Below are 19,631 nucleotides of genomic sequence, written 5' to 3' on the forward strand. Positions count from 1 at the left end.
GTTAGTTTTCATACCATGTTTTTAAAAGCTGACGGCTTTCACCTTGTTGTTTTTTCCAAGTATCGGGCATAACAACGGTTGGTTTGATTAAAATAATTAGTTCTTTTTTCTCTTGGCGTTTACGAATACTTTTGAATAAGTTGCCAAATATGGGGATATCACCCAGCACGGGTGTTTTTGATTCTTCATCCTGTGTTGACGTTTGCATCAAACCACCAATAACCACTATTTCGCCACTTTGAGCGCGAATAACGGTATCTGATTCTCGAATGTTGCTCTGCGCTAGAGGTAATTCAAAACGTTGATCGTCTAAAGTAATTACCTTTAGCTGCTCTTCTGTTTCAGTTACTGAAGGGTGAACATGCAAGATGACTGAGCCGTACTTGTCAATTTGCGGCGTTACATCAAGCGCAATACCAGAAAAGAACGGTGTTAAATCAATCTCAGGCGAGGTAGTTGTAGCAGTACCAGTTACCGTCGTACTTGATACATTAGTAACAAAGTATTCGTCTTGCCCTACTTTTATAACTGCTTTTTGGTTGTTTGTAGCCGTAACGCGAGGGTTAGATAACATTTGCACATCACCTTGGGTTTCTAGCAAATTAATAACCCCATTAAAGTCACCCTTTTGAATTGTCAGCGATGACGCTCCGCCAATGGCAGCCGAAATACTATTGCTAATTGTAGAACCCGCTGTTGTAGCAAACGAAATACCGCCTTCTAAACCACTGGCTATGCGCTCCCAGTTGACCCCTTGTTGGTACTCATCTTTTAAGGTTACTTCTATTATTTTTGCTTCTAGAATAACTTGGCGTTGTAGGTTTTCTTGGCTTTGACGTAAAAACTCTTTTAGCTGACTAATTTCGCTTGGTAATGCATTTACGGTTACCAAACTAGCTTGTGGGCTTGCAACAACATAGCGCCCATCGCTTGCGCCAATTAAAGACTTAAGGGCAACTTCTAATTCCTTCCAAAAATCGTTTTTATTAATTGTTTGGATTCGAGAACCATTCAAATCTAAGCTTTGATTATCGCCGCCAAATTCACTATTTTGCTGGTTACTATTACCTGAACTTGAACCACTCGAACCACTGCCACTTTGTGCAAATTGACTCACCCCACCAGCAACAACACTCACTGTAGACTGACCATGGCGTTGCATCATTAAATAATTTACAGGTATTGTTTCTGTGCGCATTTTGGCTGGTAGTACTTGTACAATTCGTCCTTCATTAACAATATCTAAAGGATACATACGCTTAATAACATTAATGACTTCATTAAACGTAACGCTTTTAAGATTTAAATTAATTGTGCCATTTACCTCAGGATGCACAGCAACACTAAAAGGGGTATCGTCTGTTAAGCCTGCAAAAAAAGCGCCTATTTCGACATCATTTGCTGCGACATCAAAACGCTTTATAGATAAATCATCACTTATAGTTTGCTCATTATTTATAGATGACAATAAGCTTTGTGTAAGTTCGCTTGGCATTTGTAAAGGCGCAATTACTTTAGCCTCTGTAGGTCTTTCAGATAACTCTTGCTCTATATGATTTTTAACCTCTTTACCTGGTTTAAAGCTATGGCACGCAGTTAAAAATGTAGGTAACAATAGAAGAACAAGCCACGGGTGAGATAAATTATTTTTTAATTTCATAGTCATATAATTCTAATTTTATTTGTTTATCATCATTTGCTAACACAACCTGTTTTGAGTTAATGCTTAGCACCCGAAAATCATCTACAGCATCACCAACTCGATAAATATGGCCTGAAATAATGGCCTTAAATGCTGTACTGTTTTTAATAATAGATTGCAATTTAAGTTCTGTACTTTGCTTAACTGGACTATTGTTACTCACGAACATATTTGGCTGAGTCGGATCGCGAAGTTGCGCAAGCGCACTCGGCGCAATAATGTAAAAAGCCAAAGTACAAATACTATAACGCGATAAATTTTTCATTAGCGCTCACTGTAGCAATTTGTAAAGTTAATTCAGCCTGAGGGTACTCTAGTACCTGATAACTAAACTCTTGTATTAATAACTTATCTTGATTATTTTTTAATGCGGCTAAATATTTTTGTAAGCTAAAGTAGCTACCTTGCAAAGTAACTACCATCTGATGCTCAAAAAATAATGTTTGCGTATCATGTTCACCTAGTTTTTCTACATCGATAGCCCGTGCTGGTTTTACATTAAAGCTACTCACTTTTACGTCGCTACTATCTACGAGCAAATCTTTTAAAACGGCAGGTACATTTTTAGCAGCTACAAAGCCTTGGCTAAAACTATTAAGTTGATTATTTATTTCGGCTAATTCATCTCTGGTTTGTGCAATTTGACCGCGTAAAACCTTAGTGTAGTCGTAGTTTAGTGCTTGGTTTAACATGGAGAGTTGCGCATTTATCTGCTGTAACTCTTGCAGCGTTGTATTGTGCTTTGAACGTATGTTGGCAACTTCATCTTGCTGTGGAAAAATAACGAACCAGAGACCGAGGTAAATCACTATAAACAAACCAACAAATAAGGTGGAATACTTCTCACGTTTTTGCAGCGATGCAAACTGAGCTTGGTATTTGACCCATAATGGCCAACCTTTATTTTTATTATTCTGGCTACTTATTGTTTGGCTCATGGTTTATCGCCCTCATCACTAAGGTCTGTCGCTACATTAAATTCACTCACACCTGCTTGCGTAGATAACTCTAAAACTGAAAACTCTTTATCAATAAAAAATGGCGACTGTTTTAAATTATCAAACCAAATTGGTAAGAATTTTGATTGCGATGTTTGACCCTGAAGCGTCACACTTTGCCCTACAAACTTAATGTGGGTCAGCCAAATATTAGGTTCATGATACTTCGCTAAATCGTGCATTACCTGAGCGTAATCGGTTGCAGACTGATCTGAACTTTCCTCTAAATAGCTAAATATTTGCTGCTTGTGCAAAACCTCTTGCTGAAGTGTTTTTAGCTCATTAATAAAGAGTGTTTTATTTTGTTTCTCTGCTAACTGCTGTTTTACAACTTCTAACTGAGCTTTTCCTTGTTTGAGGTATTGCCTATTTTGTTCTAAATCAAGCTCACTAGAATATGTTTTATAACTGTAAAAAGCCCACGTGATTGCAATAATTAATAGCGCACCTAACCACAACGTAATCATTCCAGACAAAGGGACGGGGTCTCGCCGTACGCGTAAGGTTTTTTGATAAAAGTTAATCCGGGTTTTCATAGCACAGACTCAGGATCTGTTAATTGATAGGCTGCCCCAAGCGCATAATAAAAATTTGGCTCTAATTGCTGCGCTAATTCTAAGTTAGACTCAAAATCTACAACTTTTACTTGTAAAAACTCTGCAAGCCCGGCTCTAAGAGTTAATGAGGATAAATCATCGCACTGTAACTGAATGCTGCGAATTGGTGGTTGCTTGAGCTGGCTTTCAAAAAAGTCCATAGAACGCTGAATTTCTAATCCTAACGCTTCTACCAATTCTTGATTTTGATCCTTATCTGAAATACCCAAAAAACCATTTAATCGCCTAGCTAATACTAATTGCCCATCACGAATAATTAAGATTCGAGGTTCATGATTAGCATGTTGCACAATCAGCATATGCGCCTCTTTGTATGAGCCAAACAAGGTAACTAAAACCATTTCTTCAGAGGTCATTGCACGCAAAACAGGTTTAGTTTGTTCAAAACTGTCTATAAACGGAAGTAGTTGCAGCTTATTCGTAATAAACACATTCATTTTACTGCTTTGCATCGGTAACGTTATTGGATAATCGATAAAATCAGCCACAATATTTTCAGAAGCTATATCAACTAAATCTTTTGTAGTCCAAGGGAGTGACTGAATAATTTCTTCATCACTAAGGTTTGGTTTATCCATTTGCACTATTTGATAAAAGTAGTGCGGTATGACTAAATTAACTGCACAAATATCAGTAGAAACCTCATTTGTACAAGCAACAATTGCAGCGGTATAATCGGTTTGCTCAGACACATTTACACTGTGAGAACTGTGAACCATCCATTGGTCGCGTTGTTTTTTTAAACATACTGCGTTAACAGTATCTGCGTAAGTTGCAACACCAATAGCTGTATTTGGATCTAAACTACGATTTAACCATGAAAACAGCTTTTCTTTCATATAGCTACTATTGTTAATTGTGTATGAAATAAGTGTCGTACATTTTAACTACTTTGCCAAATTGAAAACCAACAAAATGCATGAAATATTCAAAATAGATGAAAATAACTATATTCAACAAATAGATAGCTCGTTTCTAAAAAAGAGAAATCTTTATTTAGGTATAAAACGTGATGATTTGCTCCATCCGCTAATAAGTGGCAATAAATGGCGTAAATTGAAATATAATTTAGCGTACATGCAAAAGATAAATAAAACAGAACTTCTGACTTTTGGTGGTGCGTTTTCAAACCATATTCACGCCTGTGCAGCTGCCGGAAAAGAATTTAATATAAAAACTCGCGCGATTATTCGCGGACCTGAACTGGATAACAACAATCCAACAATCCAATTTGCAAAACATTGTGGTATGAACCTACATGTAGTTAATCGTATAGAGTATCGAAAACGCCACGACACCGATTACCTTAATGCTCTGCAAGAGCACTTTCCAAATGCTTATATTATTCCTGAAGGTGGTACAAACGAGCACGCCTTATTAGGGTGTAAAGAGTTAGTACAAAGCTTACCTGAGCATAACTACTTAGTGTGCCCTACCGGTAGTGGTGGCACGCTTGCTGGATTAATAGAAGGCAGTGCTTCAACAACACAAGTGATTGGTGTAGCAGTATTAAAACAAGCTAATTATTTAAAAGAAGAAATAAAAAAGCTGAGCGCTAAAGCTAATAATCAAAACAACTGGCAGTTACTCACAGAGTTTCATGGTGGCGGCTATGGTAAGTTTTTACCTGAGTTATGGCAGTTTTGCCAAGATATGAGCCGCACACATAATCTACCACTTGAGCCTATTTATAGCGGGAAAATGATGTATGCATTATGGCAGCTTATTGAGCAAGATTATTTCCCATCTGGGAGTAAAATTATTGCGGTTCATACTGGCGGGCTTCAGGGGCTAAATGGACTTAAATATAGAGGATTAATTTAATTAAATACCGCTTGCGTAAACTCTTGAAGTGGCTCTGAAAAGTAAAACCCTTGAGCTCCCACCACTCCCAATTTGGCAAGCGTAAACAACTCTTTTTGAGTCTCTACGCCAACTGCATACACAGGTAAATTTAAAAGGTTTGCGGCTTCAACTATCTTTTTTATTCGCCTTTGATTTTGAGTTTTTTCATTTAATAAATGAATTAGTTCGTATGATAATTTAAGTCCGCATACTTGATTATAATTAGCTAATACAGCTACTTTCTCACTACTTTTTACATTATCAATCACAACTTGTGAACGGCTTTTTTTAATTACATTAAGTGCATTAGTTATCGATTCTCTATGAGTAAAAAATTCTGCCTCACTTATTTCAAATTGTAATTTAGTATTTAACTTAAGCTCTGCCATTTGATTGGCTAACCACTCCCAAAATACAGTATTAAACCAATTTTTAGGGTGTAGATTTACACTAACTGTTAAGGCCGAAGGTTCACTCAGCATTAGCTTTTTAACTTGTGTTATTACTGCTTTATCTAATATTAAAGCGTCTTGATTACTATAAACCTGATTAATAAAATAACGAGCAGCTAGTAAACCAAGTTGGCTATGCCTAACCCTGATAAGAGCTTCATGTTCTAAAATTTCCCCGCTAGAGAGCTCAAATAAAGGCTGGAAGAATAATATAAATTTATTCTTTTTAATATTTTCGATAACTTGCTTACTAGAAAGTGGTTTTTCTTGACAGTAATTTAACGCTAAGCGGTGAAAGTGCTGTACTGAGCTGTTTTGCGATAGCATAAGTGCTGATTTTGCTAACTGATAAACCGCAATTTTATCTGCGCCTAATCGATAGTCGCACGCACCTATTTTAATGTTTTTATGAGTTATACTTTTTTGATAATTTTGGCATAGTAAAAACACGCACTGATGAAGCTTTTCAACGTAGCTGTCTAACTCGGGAGTAGGTATATGTGGCAAGGTGACGGCTAAGTAACTGGAATTTAGTATTTTTACCGACACATCTTTAAATTCAGTCAATTTTCTAGTGATTAACACTTTAAAAATAGCTTCTTTATCGGTTTTCTTATCAAAGTCACATTCAATGAGTAAAAATAAGCTATGTGATGCTCTATTAACCCCATACAAAGAACTTAATTCGCATTTTTTTACTTGTTTAATTAATCGTATTTTATTTTGTTTTTGTTCAATAATTTTAGTAGGTTGTATCATTGTATTTTTGGGCGTAATTTTACGGCTTACATTCAATAACCCCCACCAGCGATAAGACCAGCCAGCGGCGCCTAATATGATCAAGTTTAGCAATATAAATAAGTAACTTTGTGTTACCCAAGCAGGATAGTGATAGAGGCTCAAACTTAATGTTTTGTAAGAAAAAACTTCGCGCTCTATATTCACTAAATGCCTAACATGCTCTGCAGGCTTTGGCACCTCCAACACAAAACCTTCACTTTTAGCTAATGCAGCCAACACTTCATTGTTTATAGAAGGGGATAAATTCAGCTCGTAAACGTGTTTAACGAACTGCTGCCCAGAAGCATGAACTTTTTGATGTAATGCATCATTTAAAACGAAATTAAAACTAATAAGCATCATTAAAAATAAGACAAAAGAGATACCTTTGAAGTACTTGAAAAGCCAGATTTTACTCTTTTGCATAGCCTGCCACCCGTTAAATTATTAACTAAAGTGTTGTTCAATATCTATAGAAGTACAAGGCTATAAACTAAGTTTAAACGTTTATTAATAGCACTAAACAAAAAAGCCCAAAATAAACGAGAACTTACAAAAACAAACAACTATGCCCTTTCTTTTATAAATAGATTAAATTTAACTCCTCAGGCTTAAGTTAATATTAGATGTTTCGCAATTGAAACCATCCAGCATAGCAATCATGCTCTAGCCCTAGTTAAACCAATGACGTGTTTTGTTAGCAAAATACACTAAGCTTAGCATTACAGGGACTTCAACTAACACACCTACTACGGTTGCAAGTGCAGCACCAGAGTGTAAACCAAACAATGAAATAGCCACTGCAACTGCTAACTCAAAAAAATTAGATGTTGCGATCATGCACGCTGGCGCAGCTATATTGTGCTCTAGCTTCATTTTTTTTGCGGCAAAATAAGCAATAGCAAAAATACCATAGGTTTGAATCAGTAGCGGAATAGCTATAAGTACAATCGCTTCGGGGTTGGCTAAAATAGTTTGTGACTGAAAACCAAATAATAAAGCGACTGTCGCTAATAAACCCACAATAGAATAGGGCTTCATAATGCTCAAAAACTGATTGAGTCGAGAATGATCCCCGGCTTTATCTAGCTTTTTACGCGTAACCGCCCCTAAAATTAACGGTATAAGTACATATAACACCACAGATAAAAATAACGTATCCCATGGTACTGTTATATCGGTTACACCCAGCAATAAACCTGCTATGGGTGCAAATGCAAATATCATAATAATATCGTTAATAGATACCTGCACTAGCGTATAGTTAGCGTCGCCTTTAGTCAGTTGGCTCCAAATAAAAACCATAGCCGTACATGGCGCAACACCCAGTAAAATCATGCCTGCAATATATTCAGTTGCAGTTTTTGGGTCGACCCAGTCTGCAAATATACCCTTAAAAAATAGCCAACCTAAAAACGCCATTGTAAATGGTTTAATAAGCCAATTAAGTACAACGGTTAGTAATAGTCCTTTTGGTTTTTTACCTACGTCTTTAATAGATGAAAAATCAATTTGAACCATCATTGGGTAAATCATTAGCCAAATAAGTACCGCTATTACTATATTTACATACGCATATTCAAAGCCTGCTATGAGTATAAATAGCTCTGGTATTATTGAGCCTGTAAAAATACCAACAGCGATTGCTAAGGCTACCCAAACAGAAAGATACCGCTCAAATAATCCCATTTATCTCCCCTAAATAGAGCGTTGATTAACGCGTTGGCTAAGATCTTCTGCAGATTCCACTCGTTCAGAATAGCGATCTACAAAGTAATCTTTTTGATCTCGCAATAATAAAGTGAATTTAATCAGCTCTTCCATAACATCAACAATCCGATTGTAGAGCGCAGAGGGTTTCATCCGTCCATTTTCTTCAAACTCTAAGTGCGCTTGTGGCACTGACGACTGATTAGGTATTGTTACCATGCGCATCCAACGCCCTAATACTCGTAGTTGGTTCACCACATTGAATGATTGCGAACCGCCACTAACTTGCAACACAGCTAATGTTTTACCTTGCGTTGGCCTTACACCTCCTAGGTTAAGAGGGATCCAATCAATTTGATTTTTGAATATACTCGTCATCGAGCCATGACGTTCTGGTGAGCACCATACCTGCCCTTCTGACCAAAGCATTAAATCTCGCAACTCTTGTACTTTAGGGTGTGATTCATCTTCACTATCGGTTTGAGGTAAACCTTCAGGGTTAAAAACTTTAACCTCAGCACCAAAATGCGTTAATAAACGAGCGCTCTCCTCTATAACTAACTTGCTATAAGAACGCGCTCTTAATGAGCCATATAACAATAAAATTTTAGGTTTATGCTCAGAAAAACTAACGTTAAAATTTGATGTGAGTGGAACAACACTGTGTGCTTTATTTGTATTTGGTAACCCATTAACTTCTGACATTGATAACTCAACCTTTGGTAAAAACAAGTATATGAAAAAACGTATATATGAAATTTCACACATAAAGACCTATGAGTCAAACTCTATTTTATAAAATTTACTTTTAAGTTATTTAAAATTAGCTCAAGACAATGGGAGGTATTATGGTAGATATTTGATATAGTTAATTTTAATGGCTCAACTATTTACTCAAGCAGAGGATTATAGTTTCACGTAATTTTTGCGCTTTAATTGGTTTTGCAACATGGGCATTCATGCCAATGGATAAGTATCGTGTAATATCATCTTTCATAACGTTAGCTGTTAAGGCGATTATTGGGATGTTTGCGATAGTTTCGTCATTATCACTACGAATAATTTGACTCGCCTCAACACCATCCATTATAGGCATATGAATATCCATCAAAATAATATCAAACGCTTCCGATTTTACTATTTGAATACATTCCAATCCATTGTCGACCAAATGAATTTGGGCACCAGCATTTTCAAGTATATTTGTAACGATTATTCTGTTGATCGAGTTATCTTCCACAACTAATATTTTGATACCCGCCAGTGACTTTTCACTGACGATATTGGCTACAGGTGCTTTATTTATAGAGCCCACCACTTTACGTTCAATCGCCTCATACAAAACACTCGTATATACAGGTTTATGCAAAATAGTTTGTATACTGACTTTCTTGCCTGCATCATTAATTAAACTTTCATCACTCATTGTAAGTACGATAATCTTGCTATAAAGCTGGGGGCTAATACTATGAATACGTATTAAAAAGGTTTCGCAACTCATCGCTGGCATTGCCCTGTCAACAATAATGGCTTTAAATTTTTCTTTATTCTGCTCAATAATATCAATAGCTTGTTTAGCAGATTGACAGGCCGTACATACCAGCCCCATAGCCGTTAGCTGATTTTCAATTACCTTAAGATCATCTTCATTATCATCTACAATTAATACCTCAAACGGATCAGTAAAAGTTAGGTCGGGAGTGTTATCAATCAACGCTTGGTTATTCAATTTCACCTTAATCGAAGCTATAAATTCACTACCTACACCTTGAGTACTTTTTACCGTTATATCCCCACCCATCGATTGGCATAAACGCTTACTTATAGTTAAACCTAAACCTGTGCCGCCAAACTTCCTGGTTGTAGAGCTGTCAGCTTGAGTAAAAGATTCAAATAAATCGGTAAGGCTTTGCTCAGCAATCCCAATACCGGAATCCTTAACAATGAAATACAAACAAACGCTCTTAGGATCAGCTAACGATCTTTTTGATTCTATTAATACAGATACAAAGCCGTGTGTAGTAAATTTAATTGCGTTAGAGCATAAATTTAGCAGTACTTGGTTTATTCGAACTACATCACCTATTAAATCAAGTTTAACCTCTTTACCAATGACAATATCAAATGTAATCCCTTTGCTTTGAGCTAGCTCATCAAAAGTTGCTTTTATGTAGTCAACAACCGAATTTACAGAAAAAGGAAATTCCTCAAGGTTAATATTTCCAGACTCAATTTTTGAAAAGTCTAAAATATCGTTAATTACAATGAGCAGCTGGTCAGAAGAATATTTTATTTTATCTAAATACTGTTTTTGTTCTGGTGGTAAATTGCTGTCTAATAAAATATTAGTAAGTCCAATAACACCATTCATTGGAGTTCTAATTTCATGGCTCATATTAGCTAAAAAGTCTGATTTTATTGACGCTGAATGTTCAGCTTCATTTTTTGCAATTAACAACTCTTCCGTTCGCTGCTCAACTCTATATTCTAATTTAAGTTTTTCGCTATCAAGTTCCTTTAATAATTGAACCCGCTTACTATTTAAAAGTAGTACAAAAGCTAAAAAACCACTCAATATTGTGATTACTGCAATTGCGCTATAAATAAGCATTTTATTTTGTTCGAAATATGAAGGTTGATTATTAATAATAATGGAATGTTCAGGAAGATTTTGGGAGGCTATCTCAAACTTTTTTAATTTTTTAAAATCATAATAGTAAGTACTTAACTGATCGCTATCTACCGGTTCTAAATATTTATTATTATCAAAAAAAACTATTGATTCGGCAACTCGAGCGCCTATTTTTTCACCAGATAGCAAATATCCTCCAACAATCCCCGAACCTAACAGTGAATGCCAATAACTAAAAATAGGAACAGAGCTGTTACTTGTTAGTCGCTCCACAAATTGAAATGGGCTAAGTACCGTATCGTTATAACGTCTAAAAATCGGCGTAAATAGTATTATTGAATCAGCAGGCGCATTATTTACTTTATTTATTAACTCATCGGCAGGTAAATCAAACCATTTTTCTAGCGTTAAATGCGAAAAGTCTCTATTAATAATCGGCATAAGATGTTGGTAAAAATTAGACCCTATACCACTTTTTCTATCCAGGATAACAATTAACTTTTTAGGGTTTGTTAAGTTAACAGCGTTTATCACCCCTTGCTTATAATTTAGTTTGGGTCGAATAATAATTCCATTTTCATTTTTTGGTACTTTAAACTTACCACCCGGTGTTAGGTATATTATTGGAATCCCTGTAAATAAGGTGTCAAATTCAGATAATAATGAGGCAGCAGGAACGCCTCGACTAATAATTATATCTATTCTTTTATCGTAATATTTCTGTTGTAAATAAGCCTTCATCAATCGCTTTTGTCGCATTTCATTGAATCGACCAACGTCCATATTTTCAATAAAAAGATCAAAACCGGCATTGCGCTCTAATAATTCAGAACGTAATCCCCTCTCGACACTTTGCTGCCATGGAGAATCTTGGTTTAGAGAGTTTATAAGTAAAACTTGGGTTGTATTTTTTGAAGAGATTTTTTTTTGAATTATTTTTTTTGAAGCAATTGTATCTGAAATATTTGTTTGCGATATAAGCGCTTGTACATTAAGGCTCAGTAGCTGAAAAAAAAGAAATACAGTCGCTAAATAGGTTTTCATATTTCTCATAGATTCGTTCAAAAAAAGTCTGTAGAGGATAGATTGCAATCATTTATATATCAACTAATACAAGCCTCATAAAAACAAAAAGCCCCGTATGAACGGGGCTTTTCTATAATACATCTTTACACTGTAAAGGTTGGGACACTAGAACGGGATATCGTCGTCAAAATCAATGGTTGGTTCCATTGGGTTTGATGCGCCACCTTGCGGAGCACTTTGTGGTTTAGGAGCGAAACCACCTTGCTGTTGTGGTGCACTTTTTTGCTGTGGTGCATAACCACCTTGCGGCTGATATTGATTACTTTGCTGCTGTGGTGCTGGAGCCGGTTTTGGTTGTGCTGCTGGTGCGGCTTGTTGCTGCGGATTATAGCCACTTTGCTGTGCAGCTTGGCCTTGGTTATTTTGACCGTAACCACCGCTTTGTTGACCACCTTGCGGCTGATTACCTTGGTAACCACCACCTTGTTGTCCACCTTGCGGCTGATTACCTTGGTAACCACCACTTTGCTGATCGCCACCACGTGCGCCTAACATTTGCATTTGACCAGTAAAGCCATCTACAACTATTTCTGTAGTGTATTTTTCTTGGCCTTGTTGATCGGTCCACTTACGTGTTTGAAGTTTACCTTCAACATAAATTTGTGAACCTTTACGACAATATTCACCAACAATTTCAGCTAATTTGCCAAAGAACACAACACGATGCCACTCAGTTTTATCAACCATTTGGCCAGTGTTTTTATCTTTATAGCTATCCGAAGTTGCTAAGGTAATATTTGCTACACCATTGCCGTTAGGCATATAACGAACTTCAGGATCTTGCCCTAAATTACCAACCAAAATTACTTTGTTCACACCGCGTGCCATGGAACCATCTCCTATAAATGTTAGATTAAACCAGCTACTTTACGTGCTTGGTCTAGGTCAAATTCTTTATCATTAATCTTTAAATAGCTGCGACTTTCATCGCGAACCACAGTTGCTTCTATTACGCCTGGTAAAGCAACTAACTGAGAAGCAAGTGTTTGAGCATGCTCTTCAGAATCTAATTTGGTCATTAAACTAATAACTTTACTTTTGGGTGGGACTTGCATTTTCCACGCAATAATAAGCCATATTAACCCAACAAGTGCTGCTGCCGCAAACACAGCTTGTGTCGTTGTTGTTTGTGCTACATAGCCACCTAACATACCGCCTAAAAAGGCGCCTAAAAACTGGCTAGATGAGTAGCCACCCATTGCTGAACCTTTTTGGCTTGCAGGTGCTATTCGCGATACAAGCGCAGGCATAGTGGCTTCTAAAAAGTTAAACGCCACAAAATAAAGCAGCATACACACAGCAATGCCTACTACACTATTAACCCATACCGACATTGCTAGCATACTAATAGTTAACAAGGCTACCGAGCCAATAAATGCTTGTTTTTCTTTCTCTTTTTTAATGGCCACAATCATTATTGGTACCATTAATAAAAATGCTAAAAATAGCACTGGAATATATAAATACCAGTGATGGTCGGCAACTAAGCCATCTTTAATTAATTGACTCGGCAGTACGACAAATATTGTGGTTAGCGTTAAGTGTAATAGCAATACACCTGCATTTAATCGTGCTAACTGAGGGTGCTTAATTAGTTTTTTAATGTCGCTAAAGCTTGCTAATGTATCGCCTTTGGGCGCTTTATTTACCGCATTTGGCACTAGCATAGTCACTATAAATATACCAAAAACAGCTAAAATAGCAGTCAACCAAAATACACCCGCAATACCCCACGAAGCTGCAACAATTGGCCCAAGTAGCATAGCAAAGGCAAAGCTCATTCCTATGCTCATACCAATAACGGCCATTACCTTTGGTCGTTGCTCATCGCGGCTTAAATCTGAAGCAAACGCGAGTAGTGCACTGGCTATTGCGCCCATACCTTGTAGAGCGCGGCCTACGGTAACCATTTGAATAGAGTCAGCTAATGCAGCAACTACAGAGCCAATAGCAAATACGACTAAGCCACCAACAATAACCTTTTTACGACCAATTTTATCGGATAATCGACCCATAGGTATTTGCAATACGGCTTGCGTTAAACCATACGCACCAATGGCAAAACCAATCCAAATAGGCGAAAAACCTTCAAGCGATTGTCCATAAATAGCCAATACAGGCATCAGCATAAACAAGCCGAGCATTCTAAATGCAAACACACTCGCCAGCGATACTGCGGCGCGTTTTTCTCGTGAATTAAGTGAAGATGCGGTCATTATCTGCGTGATCTTACTCTATGAAAAATTGAGGTTGGGATTCTACCATAAGCTTGGCAATAATTAATCGCCTATAAGTAAGGATTTTTCATTGATCAAGGATTAATATTGCTTCGTATTATGCGATACTGAGTAAATAATTTTGGTAATAAACGAGATAGCATGGAAAACATTGAAGTCCGAGGCGCCCGTACGCATAATTTAAAAGACATCAGCCTAACCATCCCACGTGATAAATTAATAGTTATTACTGGTCTATCTGGTTCGGGGAAGTCATCACTTGCATTTGATACACTTTATGCAGAAGGACAACGCCGGTATGTTGAATCACTTTCTGCGTATGCAAGACAATTTTTATCGCTTATGGAAAAGCCTGATGTAGATCACATCGAAGGCCTCTCTCCTGCAATTTCTATTGAGCAAAAATCAACGTCTCATAATCCACGATCAACTGTGGGTACTATTACCGAAATTTACGATTATTTACGACTTATGTTTGCCCGCGTTGGCGAACCACGATGCCCTACACATGATTTACCACTTGCTGCGCAAACCGTTAGTCAAATGGTAGATACTGTTTTGGCTCTGCCTGAAGGCAGTAAATTAATGCTGCTTGCGCCTATAGTAAAAGAGCGTAAAGGTGAGCATGTTAAGTTATTAGAGCAGCTATCAAGCCAAGGTTATATTCGCGCCCGTATAGACGGTGAAGTATGTGACTTGTCTGATCCACCAACACTTGAGCTCCATAAAAAACATACAATAGAAGTTGTTGTAGACAGATTTAAAGTAAAAGATGGCTTACAGCAACGCTTAGCGGAATCGTTCGAAACTGCACTTGAAATGTCTAATGGCGTTGCACATGTAGCATACATGGATGATAGCAGCGCTGAAGAAATTCTCTTCTCAGCAAACTTTGCCTGCCCTACTTGTGGCTATGCAATGACTGAGCTAGAACCGCGTTTGTTTTCGTTTAATAACCCTGCTGGTGCGTGCCAAACCTGTGATGGTTTAGGTATACGTCAATATTTTGATCCTAATCGCGTAGTGCATAACCCAGAGTTAAGCCTTGCTGGCGGTGCAATTAAAGGCTGGGATAAACGCAGCTTTTATTACTATCAAATGCTACAAGCCGTTGCTGAGCATTATAGTTTTGATTTAGATGTGCCTTATCAAGATTTAGACAGCGACTCGAAAAAAATTATTTTAGATGGCTCTGGTAGCACTAAAATTGCGTTTAATTATCGTAACGACCGTGGCGATTTAATTACGCGTAATCATGAGTTTGAAGGCGTTTTAAATAACATGAATCGCCGCTACCGCGAGACCGAGTCAAACTCAGTACGCGAAGAGCTTGCTAAATACCAAACAAGCCAAGCATGTCCTAGCTGTAATGGCTCGCGTTTACGCGAAGAATCTCGAAATGTATTTATTGGAAAAACCAACTTACCTGCAATCACGTGCATGAGTATTGGTGAAGCTATGGAGTTTTTTGAAGGGTTAACGCTAACCGGACAAAAAGGCCAAATAGCTGAAAAAATACTAAAAGAAATTCGCGACCGTTTATCGTTTTTAATTAACGTTGGCCTAAATTACTTATCACTTGAGCGCAGCGCCGACACACTATCAGGTGGTGAAGCTCAGCGTATTCGCTTAGCGAGCCAAATTGGTGCAGGCCTTGTAGGTGTAATGTACGTCCTAGATGAGCCATCTATTGGGCTGCATCAACGCGATAACGACCGTTTATTACAAACATTGGTACATTTACGCGACTTAGGTAACACCGTTATTGTGGTAGAGCACGATGAAGATGCTATTCGTGCCGCTGACCATATTATTGATATTGGCCCAGGCGCGGGTGTTCATGGTGGGCATATTATTGCTCAAGGAACACGCGACGATATTTTAGCAAGCAAAGAGTCTGTTACGGGCCAGTTTTTATCAGGCGTACGTAGAATAGAAATACCAAAAGAACGTCACCCAACGAACGACAAATGGCTAGAGCTATTTGGCGCAACAGGTAATAATCTTAAAAATGTGGATTTAAAAATCCCATTTGGTTTAATGACCTGTGTGACAGGTGTATCGGGCTCAGGTAAATCAACGCTAATAAACGACACTTTGTTTAAACTTGCTCATACAGAGCTAAATGGCGCAACAACAGCCGAAGCGGCACCGTATAAATCAATTAGTGGTTTAGATCATTTTGATAAAGTGATCGATATTGATCAAAGCCCAATTGGTCGTACTCCGCGCTCAAACCCGGCAACGTACACAGGTATATTTACCGGCATTCGTGAGTTATTTGCAGGTACACAAGAAGCGCGCTCACGTGGCTACAAAGTAGGTCGCTTTAGCTTTAACGTTAAAGGCGGACGCTGTGAAGCTTGCCAAGGTGACGGCTTAATTAAAGTTGAAATGCACTTTTTACCTGATGTGTATGTACCGTGTGATGTATGTAAGAGTAAACGCTATAACCGCGAAACACTCGAAGTACAATACAAAGGTAAAAACATACACCAAGTGCTTGAGATGACTGTTGAGGACGCTCATGATTACTTTGATAAAATACCGGCTATTGCGCGTAAGCTTAAAACGCTGATGGACGTTGGTTTGTCGTATGTTCGTTTAGGTCAAGCCGCTACTACTCTCTCTGGTGGTGAGGCGCAACGTGTAAAACTAGCGCGTGAGCTGTCAAAGCGTGATACAGGTAAAACGCTCTACATATTAGATGAGCCAACAACAGGCTTACACTTTGCTGACATTGAACAGCTGCTTGTTGTACTTCATCGTCTGCGCGATCACGGCAATACAATTGTTGTTATTGAGCACAACCTCGATGTAATTAAAACTGCAGATTGGGTTATCGATTTAGGACCTGAAGGCGGTGCTGGCGGTGGTGAAATACTCATTGCAGGCACGCCAGAAGAAGTAGCCGAATGTGAGCGTTCACATACTGGGCATTACCTAAAACCTCTATTAAGTAAATAGAGGTTTGGTTGTTACAAATCAATCTGCATTAAGGTTATTTAACTGTCTAGATTGCACTTAATTAAAAATAGTGAGAAGATTCACTTCTCGCTATTTTTTTGCTCTAATTTTTCTTTTATCAACATAATACCAATCCGCAATAATACTTAATCATTTTGCGGGGCTAAACGTGTCGCTACCTGTGTTAAAAAATTCTCATTTACGACTGCATGGATGCAGAAGGTAGAGCAATGCAGGAGCAATTGCCGAGAACAACTAAATAGCGAATTTTTTGCCTAGCTATCAACACGTTTTTCCATCCTCAAAATAGATCACTTAATTAAGCGAATTGGTATAACAATCGAAAATGTTATTAAAGAAAAACAACACACTGCTACAAACTTAATCTAGAAAGATAGACACGCCCTAGTCGTTCCAACTTATCTGTATTATTTGCATATCTTTATATTTTGATTCTGTAAAGAAAATCTGATTGTTATCACTAATAAAAAATGCGATGGGTTTAAAATCTACATGTACATCTTGTACTGTTTTATCTTCTAAATTAAGCCGAGCAACTCTTGAAATAGCATCGGAGTAGTAAAGGTAATTACCATTAATGGCAAAAAGTTGCGCTTGTCGCGCGTCTTTAGGCAATTCCCAATTCTGTTTATCTGATAGTTTAATTAACTGATTATTAGTAATTGCATAATTAGTACCGTCAACGTCTGAAATTAATTTGTTAGCTTTAACACCCTCTAATATAGTTGTGTCTCGCGTTAATAAATTAAATTGAGCAAATAGATTTTCTGAACCACTTCGCTCTAAATAAATTATACTTTCATTATCTTTAGACCATACATAGTTTAGTATTTTTCGCCCTTTAAACTCAGCTATGGTATAGAGCTTGTTCGACATAACGTCAAAAAATGCAATATCACTATTAATTCTTAATAAAACACGATCTTGCTTACTCGATACTCTTAGTCCGCCAATAGCAAAGTTAGATTTCCCTTCATAAGTAAAGTTACTAAGTTGCTTTGTAAGCCCGTTTTGAGATAACCACAACTGACTGCTGCCAGAGCGCTCGGATACAAAAATATGCGCTGGCCCTTTCTCATTAATGACTTCTACAATGTTGTAGTCGTCTTCATCACTTTTGTAGAGTGCTTCATACTCAGGAGCATCACTAAAAAGATTAGTCGCTTTAATTAACGAAAATGCTTGTGTTTTATTTGCTGAGTAAAAAAGGCTATTAGCCGATTGAACTGCAATATAATAAGGTGAAATTGCTGGGGTAACCGTTAGTGTGCGTTTAATAATATTATTTTCATCAAGCACAATGGTTGAAAGGTCTGAATCTTCAAAAACAATCACGCCTTTATCGTCTGCAAGCCAATCAAACGCGAAGCTAATTATGCTTTTCTTTGCTTTAAATAACCGCTTGGTTTCATGGGTCTCAAAGTTGTAGCTAAATACAGAAAAAGGCTTACCTTTTTGACTAAGTACATATGCTATTTTACTACCAGAATGAGATAAACGCGGCATGATTACGCCATACATTACCCCTGGTGGTGGGATCACTATGAATTCTTTTTTAAGTTCTAAATCATATTTATATAAACCTGAACCCTCATGCTCATTTTTATATTCAGTGTAATAAATATGCTCACCACTTTCGTCTACTTGCGCATAACCTGTGTATCTAAGGTCGCATTTTTTAATTAAAGTAGCCTCTCCTATAACAGGAAACTGGCTTAAATCAACGAGTACCATTTCACACTTTTGCTGCTTCAAGTTGGTAGCTTGTAACAACACAGAGCGCTGATTTAACTGCCACGATAAAATAGATACTTGAAAGCCTGGATAGGTAATTTCAACTTCCCTTTGATCAGATAGTCGCTTTACAAATGCATGCATTACGTCATTTTCAGGTTCAACATTTGTATAAGCTAAATATTGTTTATCTGAGGACATCTCAGGATGAACCTCACTGCCTATATTCCACGTGCTTGCTACCTTATTAACCGTGATCTGTTTAATCTTTTCACTAGAAGGTGCATTAATAAAAAACAACCCGAACCATACTAAAAAACACAGGAAAATAATGACGAGTAAAGAATAAATCAAAAACTTTTTACTATTCTTTTTTTGAACTGGTTTCGAAATAGTTGCACTAGCTATTTCTTCATTTTTGGCAGAAATACCCGGTGAGTCAGGAAAAATATTTGCAGGCTCTTTCGAAACGTTTGCTTGCGTTAAACGCTCAGGTATTACTGTTAGGCTATATCCTTTACGGTAATGCGTTTTTAAAAGCGGCGCTTTTTCAATTGGGTGGGCAAGCTGCTTTCTTAACTCTGAGATTGCACGGTTAATCGCATTATCATCAACAAAGCTCTGTTGCCACACACTCTCAATAAGCTCTTGGCGGGAAACGATTTGTTGAGGCTTATCTATAAAGTGGAGTAATAACTTTACTAAAAGTGGATCTAATTCCCTTTCTAAATGGTTTGAAGTAATCACACAGCGATTACTAATAAATTGCCAAGGTCCGATTTGATAATTCATAGTCTTTACGTATTTTTATTTTTATTTTTATAAACCGTATCACATCTACACTTTATTT

The 19,631-nt window shown here is 37.4% G+C and carries 14 protein-coding genes; 2 read left to right on the forward strand and 12 right to left on the reverse strand.

Annotated features, from left to right (window positions below):
* Position 1: 1 nt before the first annotated feature.
* Genes mshL through I6F54_RS06795 form a run of 5 tightly spaced genes read right to left on the reverse strand, consistent with a single transcriptional unit; the run spans position 2 to position 4,156 of the window.
* Entirely contained in the window at positions 2-1,660 is a 1,659-nt protein-coding gene (gene mshL / locus I6F54_RS06775) for a pilus (MSHA type) biogenesis protein MshL (RefSeq protein ID WP_197119307.1), read from the reverse strand.
* Positions 1,644-1,967: a hypothetical protein gene (locus I6F54_RS06780; protein ID WP_007586318.1), complete on the reverse strand. Its 324-nt coding sequence runs from the start codon at positions 1,965-1,967 to the stop codon at positions 1,644-1,646. Before I6F54_RS06780 ends, mshL begins: the two co-directional genes overlap by 17 nt.
* Positions 1,945-2,640, reverse strand: coding sequence for a hypothetical protein (locus tag I6F54_RS06785; protein ID WP_007586316.1), 696 nt, complete (start codon positions 2,638-2,640; stop codon positions 1,945-1,947). Before I6F54_RS06785 ends, I6F54_RS06780 begins: the two co-directional genes overlap by 23 nt.
* Complete coding sequence (locus I6F54_RS06790; RefSeq protein WP_148263741.1) at positions 2,637-3,236, reverse strand: PilN domain-containing protein; 600 nt, start codon at positions 3,234-3,236, stop codon at positions 2,637-2,639. Before I6F54_RS06790 ends, I6F54_RS06785 begins: the two co-directional genes overlap by 4 nt.
* Positions 3,233-4,156: an MSHA biogenesis protein MshI gene (locus I6F54_RS06795; RefSeq protein WP_197140458.1), complete on the reverse strand. Its 924-nt coding sequence runs from the start codon at positions 4,154-4,156 to the stop codon at positions 3,233-3,235. Before I6F54_RS06795 ends, I6F54_RS06790 begins: the two co-directional genes overlap by 4 nt.
* A gap of 76 nt (positions 4,157-4,232) precedes the next feature.
* Between I6F54_RS06795 and I6F54_RS06800 the strand changes: the two genes are divergently transcribed.
* A complete protein-coding gene (locus I6F54_RS06800; protein ID WP_165739277.1) occupies positions 4,233-5,141 on the forward strand; it encodes a 1-aminocyclopropane-1-carboxylate deaminase/D-cysteine desulfhydrase in 909 nt (302 codons plus the stop codon).
* Here I6F54_RS06800 and I6F54_RS06805 read toward each other — a convergent pair.
* From I6F54_RS06805 to I6F54_RS06830, 6 genes are all read right to left on the reverse strand, one after another.
* Positions 5,138-6,820 (reverse strand): EAL domain-containing protein, encoded by a 1,683-nt coding sequence (locus I6F54_RS06805; RefSeq protein ID WP_231609591.1) that lies wholly within the window; start codon positions 6,818-6,820, stop codon positions 5,138-5,140. The genes I6F54_RS06800 and I6F54_RS06805 overlap by 4 nt on opposite strands.
* Before the next feature lie 246 nt (positions 6,821-7,066).
* A complete protein-coding gene (gene arsB, locus I6F54_RS06810) occupies positions 7,067-8,083 on the reverse strand; it encodes an ACR3 family arsenite efflux transporter (protein WP_197140460.1) in 1,017 nt (338 codons plus the stop codon).
* 9 nt (positions 8,084-8,092) lie between these two features.
* Entirely contained in the window at positions 8,093-8,809 is a 717-nt protein-coding gene (gene arsH / locus I6F54_RS06815; protein WP_197140470.1) for an arsenical resistance protein ArsH, read from the reverse strand.
* A gap of 181 nt (positions 8,810-8,990) precedes the next feature.
* Positions 8,991-11,780, reverse strand: coding sequence for a response regulator (locus I6F54_RS20280; RefSeq protein ID WP_231616999.1), 2,790 nt, complete (start codon positions 11,778-11,780; stop codon positions 8,991-8,993).
* A gap of 147 nt (positions 11,781-11,927) precedes the next feature.
* A complete protein-coding gene (gene ssb / locus I6F54_RS06825) occupies positions 11,928-12,650 on the reverse strand; it encodes a single-stranded DNA-binding protein (RefSeq protein WP_007586300.1) in 723 nt (240 codons plus the stop codon).
* Between the two features lie 20 nt (positions 12,651-12,670).
* Positions 12,671-14,038 carry an MFS transporter gene (locus tag I6F54_RS06830; protein WP_010553785.1) on the reverse strand — a complete coding sequence of 456 codons (1,368 nt, stop codon included), beginning with the start codon at positions 14,036-14,038 and terminating at the stop codon, positions 12,671-12,673.
* A 162-nt stretch (positions 14,039-14,200) separates the two neighbouring features.
* On the opposite strand from I6F54_RS06830, the gene uvrA reads away from it, so the two are divergent.
* Positions 14,201-17,026 (forward strand): excinuclease ABC subunit UvrA, encoded by a 2,826-nt coding sequence (gene uvrA, locus I6F54_RS06835; protein ID WP_121954967.1) that lies wholly within the window; start codon positions 14,201-14,203, stop codon positions 17,024-17,026.
* Between the two features lie 405 nt (positions 17,027-17,431).
* On the opposite strand, the gene I6F54_RS06840 is transcribed toward uvrA, so the two are convergent.
* Positions 17,432-19,573, reverse strand: a complete 2,142-nt coding sequence (locus I6F54_RS06840; protein ID WP_197140472.1) for a winged helix-turn-helix domain-containing protein — start codon at positions 19,571-19,573, stop codon at positions 17,432-17,434.
* Positions 19,574-19,631: the final 58 nt, after the last annotated feature.

The organism is Pseudoalteromonas sp. SWXJZ10B, from assembly GCF_015864475.1.
GTDB lineage: Bacteria > Pseudomonadota > Gammaproteobacteria > Enterobacterales > Alteromonadaceae > Pseudoalteromonas > Pseudoalteromonas arctica.

What these genes read in the sequence shown, in the direction of transcription:
- mshL (WP_197119307.1), bottom strand. Translation starts at nt 1,660, where the DNA reads ATGAAATTAAAAAATAATTTATCTCACCCGTGGCTTGTTCTTCTATTG.
- I6F54_RS06780 (WP_007586318.1), bottom strand. Translation starts at nt 1,967, where the DNA reads ATGAAAAATTTATCGCGTTATAGTATTTGTACTTTGGCTTTTTACATT.
- I6F54_RS06785 (WP_007586316.1), bottom strand. Translation starts at nt 2,640, where the DNA reads ATGAGCCAAACAATAAGTAGCCAGAATAATAAAAATAAAGGTTGGCCA.
- I6F54_RS06790 (WP_148263741.1), bottom strand. Translation starts at nt 3,236, where the DNA reads ATGAAAACCCGGATTAACTTTTATCAAAAAACCTTACGCGTACGGCGA.
- I6F54_RS06795 (WP_197140458.1), bottom strand. Translation starts at nt 4,156, where the DNA reads ATGAAAGAAAAGCTGTTTTCATGGTTAAATCGTAGTTTAGATCCAAAT.
- I6F54_RS06800 (WP_165739277.1), top strand. Translation starts at nt 4,233, where the DNA reads ATGCATGAAATATTCAAAATAGATGAAAATAACTATATTCAACAAATA.
- I6F54_RS06805 (WP_231609591.1), bottom strand. Translation starts at nt 6,820, where the DNA reads ATGCAAAAGAGTAAAATCTGGCTTTTCAAGTACTTCAAAGGTATCTCT.
- arsB (WP_197140460.1), bottom strand. Translation starts at nt 8,083, where the DNA reads ATGGGATTATTTGAGCGGTATCTTTCTGTTTGGGTAGCCTTAGCAATC.
- arsH (WP_197140470.1), bottom strand. Translation starts at nt 8,809, where the DNA reads ATGTCAGAAGTTAATGGGTTACCAAATACAAATAAAGCACACAGTGTT.
- I6F54_RS20280 (WP_231616999.1), bottom strand. Translation starts at nt 11,780, where the DNA reads ATGAAAACCTATTTAGCGACTGTATTTCTTTTTTTTCAGCTACTGAGC.
- ssb (WP_007586300.1), bottom strand. Translation starts at nt 12,650, where the DNA reads ATGGCACGCGGTGTGAACAAAGTAATTTTGGTTGGTAATTTAGGGCAA.
- I6F54_RS06830 (WP_010553785.1), bottom strand. Translation starts at nt 14,038, where the DNA reads ATGACCGCATCTTCACTTAATTCACGAGAAAAACGCGCCGCAGTATCG.
- uvrA (WP_121954967.1), top strand. Translation starts at nt 14,201, where the DNA reads ATGGAAAACATTGAAGTCCGAGGCGCCCGTACGCATAATTTAAAAGAC.
- I6F54_RS06840 (WP_197140472.1), bottom strand. Translation starts at nt 19,573, where the DNA reads ATGAATTATCAAATCGGACCTTGGCAATTTATTAGTAATCGCTGTGTG.